We start from the raw sequence: 14,288 nt of genomic DNA, 5'->3' as shown, positions 1-14,288 counted from the left end.
TGCGGAGGACACGGACCTCGGGTCCGGCCACTGCGGCCACCTCTTCAATCATCGCGCTGCTTCCCGAAGCGTTACGCGGCTCGTACGTGGCGCGAGTCACATCGCGAGTCCCCGCGTGCCGGGCCGAACCCGAAGCGTCGCCGGAGCCCTGCCGGGCCGGGTTCCGACGACGCCGGGGCGCGTGTCCTTCCGCCGCCGCTCAGTGCTCGCGCGGGGCGGGAACCACATGGTCCGAGCCCGCCGCGGCCGCGGCGCCGTCCGAGGGGAACGTGAGCAGGTGACGCATCGCGGTCTCGGCGGCGGCCGGCTCGCCCGAGGTGATGGCGTCCACGATGCGCTGGTGCAGGGCGACGGAGCCCTCCGTCGGGTGCTCACAGCCGGAGGCCGCCCCGCCGGAGACCTGGAGCGCGGAGGCGACGATGCCCGAGAGGTGCTCCAGCATGCGGTTGCCCGCGGCCTGGAGGAGCAGGGCGTGGAACTCGGCGTCGGCGCGGGAGAAGGTGAGCGCGTCCCCCTGGGCGAGGGCGTGGGTCATGATGTCGACCATGTCGCCGAGACGCTGGCGGACCTCCTCCCGGGTGTCGCCGGCGGCGAGCCTGGCGGCCAGCGGCTCGATGGTCAGGCGGAGCTCGCACAGCTCCCGGCGCTGGTCCTCGCGCTGGGGGCCGAAGGCCCGCCACTCGATGATGTCGGGGTCGAGCAGGTTCCAGTCGCCGACGGGGCGGACCCGGGTACCGACGTTGGGCCGGGCACTCACCAGGCCCTTGGCCTCGAGGACGCGCAGGGACTCGCGCACCACGGTGCGGGAGACCTCGAAACGCTGGCCGATCTCCTCGGGAACCAGCGGCCGGTCGGCGCCGAGGTCGCCGGAGACGATCATCTGGCCGAGCTGTTGGACGAGTTGGCCGTGGAGCCCGCGGCCCCGGCTGCCGGCGGCCCGCCGGCCGACCCGGCCCATGTCGGAGTCGGGGCCGTCCCAGGCCGGGGCGTTGGTGGTGCGAGCCGCTCCCGTCGACTCGGCGTACGAGTAGCGGTCCAGCTCACCCGGGCCGCTGGGGCCGGAGTCGGCGGAACGGGTGGCGGTCATCATGGAGTGCGCAAGGGTAGTCACGCCTCCTTTGTCGGCGGCCCTCGTTGACACCTTGAGGTCTTTGGTGAAAAGCACACGAAAGGGTGATCGGCGACTCCCGCATAATTGACGGCTAACCGGAAGGAAAGGGACTCCCCGCCGTCATCGCCGCCTCCAGACGGGCCGACTCGCCGCTCACCGTGGGCTGTTGCGCAGGCTGACCAGGGCATAGCCACACGTCAGGACGGCCAGCGAGAGGGCCAGCGCCCAGCCGATCGGCTGGGTCGCGAGCTCCGCGGGCGCGAACGGCGAGCGGTCAGCCCCGGCCGGGAGCGGAAGACTGGTCAACGCGTGGAGCCTGCCGGACAGTCCGCCGAGGGAGCGCTCGGCACCGCTGCCGAGCGCCGCGCGCAGAGCGGGGGCGAGCGCGAGCGGCACCGCGCCGACGGCGACCAACCCGACCAGCGTGGACCGGAAGATGCCGGCCGCGAGCAGCCCGGCCCAGGCACAGCCGACGGAGAGCAGCACGGTGCCGGCGAGCGCCGCGTCCCAGGCGCCGGAGATCCGCCGGCCGTCGGCGAACAGCACGGTCAGGACCGCCGAGTTGACCGTGAGGGCGCATCCGCACAGCGCGACGGCGGCCGCGGCGGACACCGCCAGCTTGCCGGCGAGCAGCGACAGCCGCCTGGGCACCGGGGTGCGGGCCGGGGCCAACGCGGGGTACCGGAACTCGTGCCCGAAGGAGAGCGCCCCCAGCAGGCCGGCGGCCATCGCGACCGGGGGCAGCGGCAGCGGCTCGGCCCACCCGGCGAGCACGCGTTCGGCGGGCCGGGCCCCGGTGGCCGCGAGGGCGAGCGCGGCCACCGCCCCGCCGAGCAGCGCGACGGCCATCACCCACCACCCGGTGGGCACCCCGACCCAGCGGCGGGCCTCGTAACGCAGGGGCCAACTCGGGCCCGGGGGCGGCAGAGCGGGGAGCGCGGGCCGCACCGCCGAGCCGCGCGCCCGCGTGGCGTCGGGCGCGCCGGCGCCGGCGGGCGCCCGGCCGTCGGCCCTGGCCAGCGGGCCCACCGTCGAACGGTCCCCCGACTCCCCCACCTCGTCCGCGAGTTGGTGCACCAGCACCCGGTGCCTGAAGGCCACCTCGCCGACCGCCGCGCAGTCGCTCCCGTACACCGAGATCCGGTTACCCGACTCCCTGACGATCTCCACGGACGGCTCGCCCTCGGCGGTGCGGGTCGCGCGGAACTCGCCGGACAGGGCGGCGGCCAGGCGCTCCGCGTGCGGAGTGCGCACGGCCACCCGGGGTCGCAGCCGGGTGCGGGCGAAGTCCTCGCCGGTCTGGTCGGCCACCAGCCGCCCCGCGCTCAGGCTGACCACCCGGTCGGCCAGGCCGGCCGCCTCCTCGACGCCCCGCACGGCCACCAGCACGGTGCCGCCTCGCGCCGCGTAGCCGCGCAACAGCCCGTGCAGCCAGGCGGTCTCGCGCGGCCCCAGACCGAGGGACGGATCGTCGAGCACCAGGGTGTGCGGGTCCCCGAGGAGCGCCACGGCCAGCCCGAGCCTGCGGTCCATGCCCCGGGACAGCGTCCCGAGCCGGTGCTCGGCGAGCCCGCCGAGGCCCACCTCCTCCAACATCTCGTCGGCGCGGCCTACCGGGACCCCGGCGGCGGCCGAGAGCATCCGGAGGTGGCCGAGCGCGGTGCGCCGTGGGTGCCCCGGCACGTCACCGAGCAGGGTGCCGACCTCCCTCGCCGGATGAGGCACCCTGGCCATGGGGCGCCCGCGGAAGAGCGCGACACCCCGCCCGGGGGACAGCTGGAGCATCAGCCGCAGCGCGGCCGACTTGCCGGATCCCGGGGGCCCGAGCAGCACGGTCACCTGGCCGGGGCGCGCCTCGAAGGTGAGGTCGTCGACGGCCGGAGGTCGGCCACGCCGGAACGCGCCGGTGAGCCCGATGGCCTGGATCATCGATATCTCCCGTTGAGCGTGCACTCCCCGGCACCATAACGGGACATATCTCATTTTCCGGGCGACGCGCGGAGGTCGTGCGACCGGCCCGACGCGGCGCCCGCGTGCCCGGCTACACCTCGGGACGCAACATCGGGGGGTTGAGGGCGGTGGCCTCGCCGGCCCTGAAGAGCTGTGCGGGGCGCCCGCCCTGACGCGTCGTCGTGCCGCCGACCGGCACCAGGAAACCCGGGGTCCCGGTGACCTTGCGGTGGAAGTTGCGCGGGTCGAGGGCGACTCCCCAGACCGCCTCGTAGACCCGGCGCAGCTCGCCCACGGTGAACTCGGCCGGGCAGAAGGCCGCGGCGAGCGACGAGTACTCGATCTTCGACCGGGCCCGCTCGACCCCGTCGGCGAGGATCCGCGCGTGGTCGAAGGCCAGCCGCTCGGCCGGGGCGCCGCCGTCGCCCCCCAGCAGTGCGGCCACCGGCGTCCACTGGGCGCCCCCGGCGTCGCCGCCCGGAGTCGGCGCCGGGAGGTCGGGAGCGAGCACCAGATGTGCCACGCTGACCACCCGCATCCGGGGATCGCGCCCGGGGTCGCCGTAGGTCGCCAGCTGTTCCAGGTGGGCCGCCGCGTGCCGGCTGCCCGAGTCCTGGGTGCGCAGCCCCGTCTCCTCGGCGAGCTCGCGAGCCGCCGCGGAGGCCAGATCCTCGTCCACCCGCACGAACCCCCCGGGGAGCGCCCACCGCCCCTGGAACGGCTCCTCGCCCCGGCGGACCGTGAGCGCGCACAGTGCGTGCCGCCGGACGGTGAGCACGACCAGATCGACGGTGACGGCGAACGGCGGGAAGTCCGACGGGTCGTAGGGCATGCCGTGATCATAGGGGCCCCCGACACCCGCTCAGTGCTCGCGGGCGGCCCGCTGCTGACGCATGCAGCGGCGCAGCGGCTCGGGATCGAGGCCCTCGTTGCACGCCTGGTGGAGCAGCCTGGCGAAGACGTACTCGGGGTCGATCTCCAGCGCTCTGCCCAGCGCCACCCGGGCACCGAGCTCGTCCCCGGTGGACCATGACACCCAGCCGGCCAGGGTGAGCGGGGCGGCGGCGTGTGCCTCGTACGCCGCCACGCAACGCCGGGCGAGCGCCCGCCAGAGGCGGAGGGCCACCTCGGCCTCCGGCCCCTCCATCCACTCGGCGGCCCGGTCGCGGGCCAACCGGTCCTGGAGGCCGAGCACGAGGCGGGCAGCCTCCTCGCAGGTGAGCAGGGAGTCGTCCGAGGGGTCGGCCGACGGGTCGTCCCGCCCGCTGGAGAGGGCCGCTCGACGGAAGCGGGTCAGCAGCCGCTCGGCGAGCTCGACGGTCTCGCCGCGCACGGTCAGGGCGTCGGCCGTGCCGCCGAGCATCCTGGGCACCAGCGCGACGGCGGCCGCGTCGAAGGCGCGCGCCTGGCGAGCGGCCTCCGGCTGGCCGAGCGGCGCGAACCTGCGCTCCAGCTCCCGGAGTGAGCCGCGCACCCGGATGCCGGCATAGGTGGCGGCGGCCGCCATGGCCGAGGTCCCGGCCTGGGGCAGCTCGTTGCCTTCGCCGGAGCAACAGCCGGTGCCCGGGCAGCAGTAGGACCAGTAGCGGTCCCTGGACAGGAAGAGCGCCTCGTACACCGGGACGTCGAGCGCCCCGCAGGCCGTGCGGAGGCACTGGGCCAGCGGGCGCAGCCGCTCCATGGCCTCCTTGGCGGACTGCCCCTCGCACGCCTTCTGACAGAGGTAGACGACGGCGGCGTCCGGCCTGGTCCCGGCTTTGCCGCCGCTCTCCGCGAGGCAGGCGGCGAGCTGCCGCGCGGTCTCCTCCCAGCTCTCCGGGTCGCCCGGGATGCCGGTGCGGATCCGCCCGCCCACCCGGCCACGCGGACCGTGCAGGGCGACGAGCACGATCGAGTCGTCCGGCTCGAAGCCGAGCAGGTAGGGCAGGGCGTCGGCCAGATCGGCCGGGCCGCGGAGCGTGACCCGGTTGTCGGCGGTGAGGGCGACTTCACGAACGGAATCGGTGTGGTGAGTCATGCCAGGAGCGTGCCTGGGGTCGGCGCGGGGATGCGGAGAGTTATCCACAGACCGGCGTAGCGATCGGATCAGTCACATGAATGACCGGTTTATCCACAGGCTCGTTGGCAGAGTGTCCCCGCCATCCGCTTGCATGGGGGCATGCAGCACACACCCGCGGGAGCTCCCCCGCACTCCGCCCCCACCGGATCCGCCGAGACCGGGTCCGATCCCTCGGCCCGGTCGGCGCTGCGCGCGGCGGCCGACTCCGTGCTGGCCCGCCTCGTCGGTGACAGCACGGGACGGGCCGCGCTCCGCCCCGACCAGTGGCGGGCCATCGAGGCACTGGTCGCGGAGCGCCGCCGCGCGCTCGTCGTCCAGCGCACCGGCTGGGGCAAGTCCGCGGTGTACTTCGTGGCCACCGCCCTGCTGCGCGAGCGGGGCAGCGGTCCGACGGTCATCATCTCGCCGCTGCTCGCGCTCATGCGCAACCAGATCGAGGCCGCGGCCAGGGCCGGCATCCGGGCCCGCACCATCAACTCGTCCAACAGCGAGGAGTGGGAGGGCGTGCGCGCCGAGGTGGCCGCCGGTCAGGTCGACGTGCTGCTCGTGAGCCCGGAGCGGCTCAACAACCCGGAGTTCCGCGACACCGTGTTGCCGGAGCTCGCGGCCAGCACCGGCCTGCTGGTGGTGGACGAGGCCCACTGCATCTCCGACTGGGGCCACGACTTCCGTCCCGACTACCGCCGGCTGCGCACCGTGCTCGCCGAACTCCCGGCCGGCGTTCCCGTGCTCGCGACCACGGCCACGGCCAACTCCCGGGTGACGGCGGACGTCGCGGAGCAGCTCGGCACCGGCGCCGACAGCGCGGAGGCGCTCGTCCTCAGAGGCCCGCTCGACCGGGAGAGCCTGCGGCTCTCCGTGCTGCGGCTGCCCGACGCGGCGCACCGGCTGGCCTGGCTCGACGGGAATCTGGAGCGGCTCCCCGGCTCCGGCATCATCTACACGCTCACCGTGGCGGCGGCGGAAGAGGTCACGGCCTATCTCACGGCGTGCGGGCACCGGGTCGCCGCCTACACCGGCCGCACGGAGAACGCGGACCGGGTGGCCGCCGAGGACGACCTGCTGGCCAACCGCGTCAAGGCGCTGGTCGCCACCTCCGCGCTCGGCATGGGCTTCGACAAACCGGACCTGGGCTTCGTCATCCACCTCGGCTCGCCCTCCTCCCCCATCGCCTACTACCAGCAGGTCGGCCGTGCCGGGCGCGGGGTGGACCAGGCCGAGGTGCTGCTGCTGCCGGGGCCGGAGGACGAGGCGATCTGGCGGTACTTCGCCTCGCTGGCGTTTCCCCCCGAGTCGCAGGTGCGGCACACCCTCCAGGTCCTGGCGGCCGCCGGCCGGCCGATGTCGTTGCCGGCCCTGGAGCCCCAGGTCGAGCTGCGCAGGTCGCGCCTGGAGATGATGCTCAAGGTCCTGGACGTGGACGGCGCCGTCCGCAGGGAGCGCGGCGGCTGGTCGGCGACCGGCGAGCCCTGGGTCTACGACGCCGAGCGGTACGCATGGGTGGCACGCCAGCGGTCCGCCGAGCAGCAGGCCATGCGCGAGTACGCCACCACCACGGTTTGTCGGATGGAGTTCCTGCGACGCCAGCTCGACGACCCGGAGGCCGCGCCGTGCGGCCGCTGCGACAACTGCGCGGGCGCCAGGTTCGAGACCGGCGTGGCCCAGGCGGCGCTCGAGGCCGCGCGCGGCGAGCTGACCAGGCCGGGGATACCGCTCGAGCCGCGGCGGATGTGGCCCACGGGGCTGCCCGCGCTCGGGCTCGAACTCAAGGGGCGCATCCCACCGGGCGAGCAGGCCGAGGCGGGCCGGGCCCTCGGGCGGCTCTCCGACATCGGCTGGGGGAACCGCCTCCGCCCGCTCCTGTCCCCCGGCGCGCAGGACGGCCCGGTCCCCAAGGACGTGCTGGACGCCGTGGTGGCGGTGCTGGCCGACTGGGCCCGCGGGCCAGGCGGCTGGGTCGCCGGTGGCCCCGACGCCTTGGACCGCCCCGTGGGCGTGGTCCGCGTCGCCTCCCGTGCCAGGCCGAGCCTGGTCACGTCGCTGGCCGAGGGCATCGCCACCGCCGGTCGGATGCCGCTGCTCGGCACGGTCCGGCACGCCGAGTCCGCGTCCCGGGCCCAGCGCAGCAACAGCGGCCGCAGGGTGCTGGAGCTGCACGGCTCACTCGAGCTGGCCCCGGGCACGGCGGAGGCGATCAAGCAGACCCCGGGCCCGCTGCTCCTGGTCGACGACTTCGCCGAGTCGGGCTGGACGCTGGCGCTGGCCGCGCGGCTGCTGCGCGCCGAGGGCGCGGGGCAGGTGCTGCCCCTCGTCCTGGCGGTGCAGGGATGACCGGGTCAGAAGATGCCGAGCTGGCCGGCGTCTTCCAGGGACTCGTCGGCCACCGCGTCCCGGTGGGCGGGGAGCTTGAGATGGCGCCAGCGTGGCAGGGCGTCCATGTAGGCCCAGGAGAGCCGGTGGTGGGGGGTGGGGCCCAGTTCCTCCAGGGCCGCGCGGTGCACGGGCGAGGGGTAGCCGGCATTGCTGTCGAAGCCGAACTCCGGATGCTCCGCGCCGAGGTCGGCCAGCATCGCGTCCCGTCGCACCTTGGCGATCACGGAGGCCGCGGCCACCGCCACGCAGGACTGGTCTCCCTTGATGACCGTGCGCACCTGCCAGGGGGCGCCGAGATAGTCGTGCTTGCCGTCCAGGATCACGGCGTCCGGGCGCTCCGGCAGGCCCTCGAGCGCCCGGACGGCGGCCAGTCGCAGGGCCGCTGTCATGCCCAGCGCGTCGATCTCCTGCGGCGAGGCGTGTCCCAGGGCGTACGAGGTGACCCAGTCCGTCAGCACCTCGGCGAGCGCGGTGCGGCGCAGGGGGGTGAGCAGCTTGGAGTCGGTCAGGCCCTCGGGCGGGCGTCGAAGTCCGGTGACGGCCGCGCACACCGTGACCGGTCCGGCCCAGGCGCCACGGCCCACCTCGTCGACACCGGCGACCAGCCGGGCTCCGGTCAGGGCCCTGATGGACCGCTCGACGCGGTGGGTGGGAGGTTCGTACGGCATGTCGCGGCCCACCCTACGCACACCAGCCCTGGAAGGGCCGCTCGGGTGTGTGCCAGTGCTCGAAGGGACGGTCGAGGTGGTAGCGGCGGTCCCGGCCGAGCACCAGCTCGCGGGTCTCGCCGTTCCCCGGGTTGGACAGCGACTCGAACTCGGCGACCGTCCAGTGCAGCCAGCGCATGCAGAACAGCCGCATCGTCAGACCGTGCGTCACCAGCAGCACGTTCGGCGGATGGTCGGGCTCCTCGAAGCTGCGCCACAGGCTCTCCAGGAAGGCGCCGACCCGGTCGTAGACATCGGCCCCCGACTCCCCCTGGGCGAAGCGGTAGAAGAAGTGACCGTAGGCGTCCCTGGCGCGCTTCTGGCGCAGCACGTCCTGCCGGTCCTGCCAGTTGCCCCAGTCCTGCTCGCGCAGCCGCGGCTCCTCGCGCACCCGCACCCTGGTCGGGTCGAGACCGAGCAGTTGGAACGTCTGGTGGGTGCGGCGATAGGGCGACACATAGGCCGAGACCCGCTCCGTACCGAAGATCTCCCGCAGGTGCTCGCCGGCGTTCCTCGCCTGGAGCCGCCCCTTGGCCGTCAGCTCCAGAGCGTGATCGGGGATGTGCTCGTACACGGAATCGTCATAGTTCCCCTGTGACTCTCCGTGCCGGAGGAGCACGATACGCCGCGGCTGTGCCATGGTGCCACCCTATGCGACGGTCTTCGGCCACCCGGACAGCACCGTCACACCGTCCAGGCCGGCTCCATGTCGATGACGTCTCCCGCGATCGCGGCGACGTCGGCCCCGATCTGCGCCCGCAACGCCAGCCGCTCCACACGCTCGGTGCGGTACTTGGCCCGCTCGGCCGCCGAGTCCCACATCGAGAGCACCAGGAACTCGTTGTCCGGCTCGGCCTCCGCGAAGATCCCTCGCAGCATCCCCGGCGACCCCGCCATCGCCGGGTTCCACACCTTCTCCTGCATCAGGGCGAAGTGCTCCGCGCGCTCCTGGTGCACCCGGCAGTGCGCCACCCGCAACAGGTCGGCGTCCGCGAACATCGGCTCGAACCCGGTCTTGACGTCGAACCGGTACTCGAAGAGCCGCACCCGCATGTCCTGGTAGGTGCCGGTCTGGCTGGCCGCGAGCCGGTCGTGGGACCTGGCCATGAAGGAGTCGTAGAACGCCCGGCTCTCCCAGAAGCCGAACAGATGCACCACGCCCTGGCGGCCACGACTCCACCCACCGCCCTGGGCCCGGAACCCCGGCTCGCCGAGCAGCCCCGCCCACTTCCGCTGCCCCCGTTCGAAGCCGACCTTGTCGACCACGGTGCATCGCATCCACTTGACCAGCACCGCGCCATCGTACGGCCAACCGGGTCGACCCCTCGAATACCGGCCATGTCAGGGGAGAACACGCACCGTTCGTCATGACCGGCCCATCAGTGATGAGCCAGGAACTCCTCGAACGACACCCGCCCGTCCGCGTGTTCGGGCGCCAGCAGCGCCCCCTCCCGCACGGCCCGGAACGACTTGGCCGGCAGCCGCAGCGGCAGCACGGGGCGGTGCAGCCCCTCGGCCCTGACCGCCTCCCTGGTCAGCTCCTCGGCCGAGCGGATCTCGGGGCCCGCCATGTCCGCCACCCGCCCGGCAGGCTCCCCGGTCGCCAACTCGGCGAGCCGCCGGCCCACCTCGGCGGCCTCCACCGGCTGCAGACGCGCGCCACCGCCCAGCGTGACCACCGCGGGGAACAGGCGCTGCGCGTGCACGAAGCGGGTGATCAGGCTGTGGAACTGAGTGGCCCGCAGGATCGTCCACGGCAGCCCCGACTCCTCCACGAGCCGCTCGCACTCCAGCTTGGCCCGGTAGTAGGGGAAGGTGGGCACGCGGTCGATCCCCACGATCGAGATGTAGACCAGGTGCGGGGCCCCGGCCTCCCGCGCCGCCCCGATCAGCCGCCGGGTGGCCGTGATGTCGGCCCGCCCGATGGTCGTGGCACAGTGCACGACCACGTCCACGCCGGCCATCGCGGGGCCGAGCCCACGACCGGACTTGAGGTCGCCGGTGAACCACCTCACGGGCAACCGCTCGCCCTCGTCACGGCTCCGGCGGCTCAGGACCCGCACCTCGTGCTCGTCCTCCAGCAGCCGCGCCACCACCTCACGCCCCAGCGTCCCCGTGCCGCCGGTCACCAGGATCACGCTCATGAGCACCGCCTTCCGCCACCCCCGTCGCTCACCAGTGTGGGCGAATCACCCGAATCGCGCACACCGGGCGCTCCCGCCCCTCCCGGCACGCCGGAGGGGGAGCCGGCCGGGCCGACTCCCCCTCCTGCCGCCGCGCGCCGGGAGCGCGCGGCCCGATCAGCTGCAGCCGCTGGTGGAGCCGCAGCCCTCGCACAGGTAGCAGCTGCCGGCGCGGCGCATCTTCGTGCCACAGGCCAGGCAGAGCGGCGCGTCCGCGTTCAGCCCGAGCCGCATCTCGGCCAGCTCCGTGGAGCTGTGCGCCTCACGCGGAGCCGGGCTCTCCTGGGCCGGCACCTCGGGGGCCGGCGGCGTCGGCGCGCTGGACGGCCGGGGCGCCTCGGCCTGACGGGGCGCCGACTGGGAGAGTCCCTCGACGTCGAGCTCGTCGTCCGTCGGCTCGTAGGAGCCGGTCTCCAGGTGGCGCTGCCGCTCGGTCGCGGTGTGGATGCCCAGCGCCGAGCGGGTCTCGAAGGGCAGGAAGTCGAGCGCCAGGCGGCGGAAGATGTAGTCCACGATGGACTGCGCCATCCGCACGTCCGGGTCGTCCGTCATGCCCGCCGGCTCGAACCGCATGTTGGTGAACTTGGAGACATACGTCTCCAGCGGCACGCCGTACTGGAGGCCCACGGAGACGGCGATGGAGAAGGCGTCCATCATGCCGGCCAGGGTCGAGCCCTGCTTGGACATCTTCAGGAAGACCTCGCCGAGGCCGTCGTCCGGGTAGGAGTTGGCCGTCATGTAGCCCTCGGCACCGCCCACCGTGAACGAGGTGGTGATCCCCGGGCGCCCCTTCGGCAGCCGCTTCCGGACCGGCCGGTACTCGACGACCTTCTCGGGCTCGACGGCCACCGCCGCCGGGGCCTCGGCCTTCTCCGACTCCTTCTTCTTCGCGGAGAGCGGCTGCCCGACCTTGCTGTTCTCCACGTAGACGGCCAGCGCCTTGACGCCGAGCTTCCAGCCCTCCAGGTAGATCTCGGCGACGTCGTCCACCGTGCTGGTGCTCGGCATGTTGACCGTCTTGGAGATGGCTCCGCTCAGGAACGGCTGGGCGGCCGCCATCATCCGCACGTGGCCCATCGGCGCGATGGAGCGCTCGCCCATCGCGCAGTCGAACACCTCGTAGTGCTCCTGCCTGAGCCCGGGCGCGTCCACCACGTTGCCGTGCTCCGCGATGTGGGCGACGATCGCCTCGATCTGCTCCGGCTGGTAGCCGAGCCGCTTGAGCGCCTTGGGCACCGTGTTGTTGACGATCTGCATGGAGCCGCCGCCGACGAGCTTCTTGAACTTCACCAGCGCCAGGTCCGGCTCCACGCCCGTGGTGTCGCAGTCCATCATCAGGCCGATGGTGCCCGTCGGGGCCAGCACGGAGGCCTGCGCGTTGCGGAAACCGTTCTTCTTGCCGAGCCGCAGCACGTCCTGCCAGGCCTCGGTGGCCGCCGCCCAGACCGGGCTGTCCAGGTCGTCCATGCGCTTGGCCGCCGCGTTGGCCTCCGCGTGCTGCCGCATGACCCGGTTGTGCGCGTCCGCGTTGCGCGCGTAGCCGTCGTAGGCCCCGACCACCGCGGCCAACTCGGCGGACCTGCGGTAGGAGGTTCCGGTCATCAGCGAGGTGATGGCGCCCGCCAGCGCCCGGCCGCCGTCCGAGTCGTAGGCGTGGCCCGTGGCCATGAGCAGGGCGCCGAGGTTGGCGTACCCGATGCCCAACTGCCGGAACGCCCTGGTCGTCTCGCCGATCTTCCGGGTCGGGAAGTCGGCGAAGCAGATGGAGATGTCCATCGCCGTGATGACCAGCTCCACGACCTTGACGAACCGCTCGGCGTCGAACGACTGGTTGCCCTGGTCGTCGTCGTTGAGGAACTTCATCAGGTTCAGCGAGGCCAGGTTGCACGAGGAGTTGTCCAGGTGCATGTACTCGCTGCACGGGTTCGAGGCGCTGATCCGCCCCGACTCCGGCGAGGTGTGCCAGTGGTTGATGGTGTCGTCGTACTGGATGCCCGGGTCGGCGCAGGCGTGGGCCGCCTCGGCCATCTTGCGGAAAAGCGCCTTGGCGTCCACCTCCTCGATGATCTCGCCGGTGGTCCGCGCCCGCAGCCCGAACTTCGAGCCCGACTCCACGGCGCGCATGAACTCGTCGTTCACCCGCACCGAGTTGTTGGCGTTCTGGTACTGGACGGAGGTGATGTCGTCGCCGCCCAGGTCCATGTCGAAGCCCGCGTCCCGCAGGGCGCGGATCTTCTCCTCCTCCTTCACCTTGGTCTCGATGAAGGCCTCGATGTCCGGGTGGTCCACGTCGAGCACGACCATCTTGGCCGCGCGGCGGGTGGCGCCGCCCGACTTGATCGTGCCGGCCGACGCGTCCGCGCCGCGCATGAAGGACACCGGCCCCGAGGCGTTGCCGCCCGAGGACAGCAGCTCCTTGGAGGACCGGATCCGCGAGAGGTTGAGCCCCGCGCCCGAGCCGCCCTTGAAGATCATCCCCTCTTCCTTGTACCAGTCGAGGATCGACTCCATGGAGTCGTCGACGGAGAGGATGAAGCAGGCGCTCACCTGCTGCGGCTGCTGGGTGCCGACGTTGAACCACACCGGCGAGTTGAAGCTGAAGATCTGGTGCAGCAGGGCGTACGCCAGCTCGTGCTCGAAGATCTCCGCGTCCGCCGGGGAGGCGAAGTACTCGTGCTCCTCACCGGCCGCGCGGTAGGTCTTGACCACGCGGTCGATCAACTGCTTGAGGCCGGTCTCCCGCTGCGGGGTGCCGACGGCGCCGCGGAAGTACTTGCTCGTGACGATGTTGACCGCGTTCACCGACCAGAAGTCGGGGAACTCGACGCCGCGCTGTTCGAAGTTGACCGAGCCGTCGCGCCAGTTGGTCATGACGACGTCACGACGCTCCCACACCACCTCGTCGTAGGGGTGGACCCCGGGAGTGGTGTGGATGCGCTCGATCCGCAGGCCCTTGGCGCCCTTGCCGCCCCTGGCGCGGGATCCTCGTGCCGGGCCGCTCGTCGTCTCTGTCATTCCGCCTCCCTGTACGGGCATGCGCCCTTGTGCCATCCGGTTCGCACCGGATCGCGCGTTCTGTTCTGATGGCCGGAGCGCGACCATGCGCCTCGGTCAAGCTCTTGTGTGTGTCGTCCGCCCGGGACGGCGGCCGGCGTGGTGCCCCGCCTCGCCGCCTGAGGTGCCGGGCGCTAGCCGGCGGCCGCCGGTCGGCCCTCGGGAAGGGGGGCCGGGCCCGCGTCGGCGGGTGGTCGCTCGGGCGCGAAGCCCTCGCGCAACTCGGCGATGGCGGCCTCGAAGTCCTCGAGGGAGTCGAAGGCCCGGTAGACCGAGGCGAAGCGAAGATAGGCGACCAGGTCGAGCTCGCGGAGCGGGCCGAGTATCGCCAGGCCCACGTCGTGGGTGGAGAGCTCGGCGCTGCCGGTGGCACGCACCGCCTCCTCCACCCGCTGACCGAGCTGCGCCAGCGCGTCCTCCGTGACGGGACGCCCCTGACACGCCTTGCGGACGCCGGCGATCACCTTGTCCCGACTGAAGGGCTCCGTCACGCCGCTGCGCTTGATCACCATCAGCGAGGCCGTCTCCACGGTGGTGAACCGCCGCGAGCAGCTCGGGCACTGCCGACGCCGGCGGATCATGGTCCCGTCGTCCGCGGTGCGGCTGTCGACGACGCGGCTGTCGGGGTGCCTGCAGAAGGGGCAGTGCATCGCTTACTCCCTTCCTCACGGCGCTGACGACTCACGCGAGCCTCGGTCACGGAGCGTGCTCACCACAACCATGGGACCACTGCTCCGCCACCCCGGGCCGCGCCGTCGGCGCTCCCCGGGGACGCTCCCAAGCATAGGCGATTTCCCTCGCCGAGGATGACGCGAGACCACAATTTCTGGGATCGTTTTGACAGCAGACCA

The 14,288-nt window shown here is 73.0% G+C and carries 11 protein-coding genes; 1 reads left to right on the top strand and 10 read right to left on the bottom strand.

The window, feature by feature from the left end; translation table 11 throughout:
- Window positions 1-199: 199 nt before the first annotated feature.
- The 4 genes from RNC47_RS20285 to RNC47_RS20270 form a co-directional block, all read right to left on the bottom strand.
- Window positions 200-1,165 (bottom strand): FadR/GntR family transcriptional regulator, encoded by a 966-nt coding sequence (locus RNC47_RS20285; RefSeq protein WP_311600725.1) that lies wholly within the window; start codon window positions 1,163-1,165, stop codon window positions 200-202.
- Window positions 1,166-1,264: 99 nt separating this feature from the next.
- Window positions 1,265-3,040, bottom strand: coding sequence for an ABC transporter ATP-binding protein (locus RNC47_RS20280; protein ID WP_311600723.1), 1,776 nt, complete (start codon window positions 3,038-3,040; stop codon window positions 1,265-1,267).
- Window positions 3,041-3,152: 112 nt separating this feature from the next.
- Entirely contained in the window at window positions 3,153-3,893 is a 741-nt protein-coding gene (locus tag RNC47_RS20275; RefSeq protein ID WP_311600722.1) for an NUDIX hydrolase, read from the bottom strand.
- 30 nt (window positions 3,894-3,923) lie between these two features.
- Window positions 3,924-5,078 (bottom strand): DUF4192 domain-containing protein, encoded by a 1,155-nt coding sequence (locus RNC47_RS20270; RefSeq protein ID WP_311600720.1) that lies wholly within the window; start codon window positions 5,076-5,078, stop codon window positions 3,924-3,926.
- A 141-nt stretch (window positions 5,079-5,219) separates the two neighbouring features.
- On the opposite strand from RNC47_RS20270, the gene RNC47_RS20265 reads away from it, so the two are divergent.
- Complete coding sequence (locus RNC47_RS20265; RefSeq protein ID WP_311600718.1) at window positions 5,220-7,451, top strand: RecQ family ATP-dependent DNA helicase; 2,232 nt, start codon at window positions 5,220-5,222, stop codon at window positions 7,449-7,451.
- Between the two features lie 5 nt (window positions 7,452-7,456).
- Here RNC47_RS20265 and RNC47_RS20260 read toward each other — a convergent pair whose 3' ends face one another.
- The 6 genes from RNC47_RS20260 to nrdR all read right to left on the bottom strand — a co-directional run bounded on the left by RNC47_RS20260 (window position 7,457) and on the right by nrdR (window position 14,087).
- The gene (locus RNC47_RS20260) at window positions 7,457-8,161 is read right to left on the bottom strand and encodes a ribonuclease HII (protein ID WP_311600716.1); all 705 of its coding nucleotides are present in this window, start codon (window positions 8,159-8,161) and stop codon (window positions 7,457-7,459) included.
- Between the two features lie 13 nt (window positions 8,162-8,174).
- Complete coding sequence (locus tag RNC47_RS20255; protein ID WP_311600714.1) at window positions 8,175-8,840, bottom strand: histidine phosphatase family protein; 666 nt, start codon at window positions 8,838-8,840, stop codon at window positions 8,175-8,177.
- A 44-nt stretch (window positions 8,841-8,884) separates the two neighbouring features.
- Window positions 8,885-9,493, bottom strand: a complete 609-nt coding sequence (locus RNC47_RS20250; RefSeq protein WP_311600712.1) for a YdbC family protein — start codon at window positions 9,491-9,493, stop codon at window positions 8,885-8,887.
- Window positions 9,494-9,579: 86 nt separating this feature from the next.
- Complete coding sequence (locus tag RNC47_RS20245; RefSeq protein WP_311600710.1) at window positions 9,580-10,344, bottom strand: SDR family oxidoreductase; 765 nt, start codon at window positions 10,342-10,344, stop codon at window positions 9,580-9,582.
- Between the two features lie 156 nt (window positions 10,345-10,500).
- Window positions 10,501-13,398, bottom strand: coding sequence for a vitamin B12-dependent ribonucleotide reductase (locus tag RNC47_RS20240; RefSeq protein WP_311600708.1), 2,898 nt, complete (start codon window positions 13,396-13,398; stop codon window positions 10,501-10,503).
- A gap of 173 nt (window positions 13,399-13,571) precedes the next feature.
- Window positions 13,572-14,087, bottom strand: coding sequence for a transcriptional regulator NrdR (nrdR, locus tag RNC47_RS20235; RefSeq protein ID WP_311600706.1), 516 nt, complete (start codon window positions 14,085-14,087; stop codon window positions 13,572-13,574).
- Window positions 14,088-14,288 lie beyond the last annotated feature (201 nt).

The sequence above is a fragment of the Streptomyces millisiae genome (assembly GCF_031845425.1).
In the GTDB taxonomy this organism is placed as follows: Bacteria; Actinomycetota; Actinomycetes; order Streptomycetales; family Streptomycetaceae; genus Streptomyces; species Streptomyces millisiae.
The sequence above is the reverse complement of the archived record's forward strand: the minus strand, read 5'-3'. Positions and strand labels throughout refer to the sequence as shown.

Bases quoted from the DNA above. Each gene is read 5' to 3' on its own strand.
- RNC47_RS20260 (WP_311600716.1), bottom strand. From the start codon at position 8,161: ATGCCGTACGAACCTCCCACCCACCGCGTCGAGCGGTCCATCAGGGCC.
- RNC47_RS20270 (WP_311600720.1), bottom strand. From the start codon at position 5,078: ATGACTCACCACACCGATTCCGTTCGTGAAGTCGCCCTCACCGCCGAC.
- RNC47_RS20240 (WP_311600708.1), bottom strand. From the start codon at position 13,398: ATGACAGAGACGACGAGCGGCCCGGCACGAGGATCCCGCGCCAGGGGC.
- RNC47_RS20245 (WP_311600710.1), bottom strand. From the start codon at position 10,344: ATGAGCGTGATCCTGGTGACCGGCGGCACGGGGACGCTGGGGCGTGAG.
- nrdR (WP_311600706.1), bottom strand. From the start codon at position 14,087: ATGCACTGCCCCTTCTGCAGGCACCCCGACAGCCGCGTCGTCGACAGC.
- RNC47_RS20265 (WP_311600718.1), top strand. From the start codon at position 5,220: ATGCAGCACACACCCGCGGGAGCTCCCCCGCACTCCGCCCCCACCGGA.
- RNC47_RS20255 (WP_311600714.1), bottom strand. From the start codon at position 8,840: ATGGCACAGCCGCGGCGTATCGTGCTCCTCCGGCACGGAGAGTCACAG.
- RNC47_RS20275 (WP_311600722.1), bottom strand. From the start codon at position 3,893: ATGCCCTACGACCCGTCGGACTTCCCGCCGTTCGCCGTCACCGTCGAT.
- RNC47_RS20280 (WP_311600723.1), bottom strand. From the start codon at position 3,040: ATGATCCAGGCCATCGGGCTCACCGGCGCGTTCCGGCGTGGCCGACCT.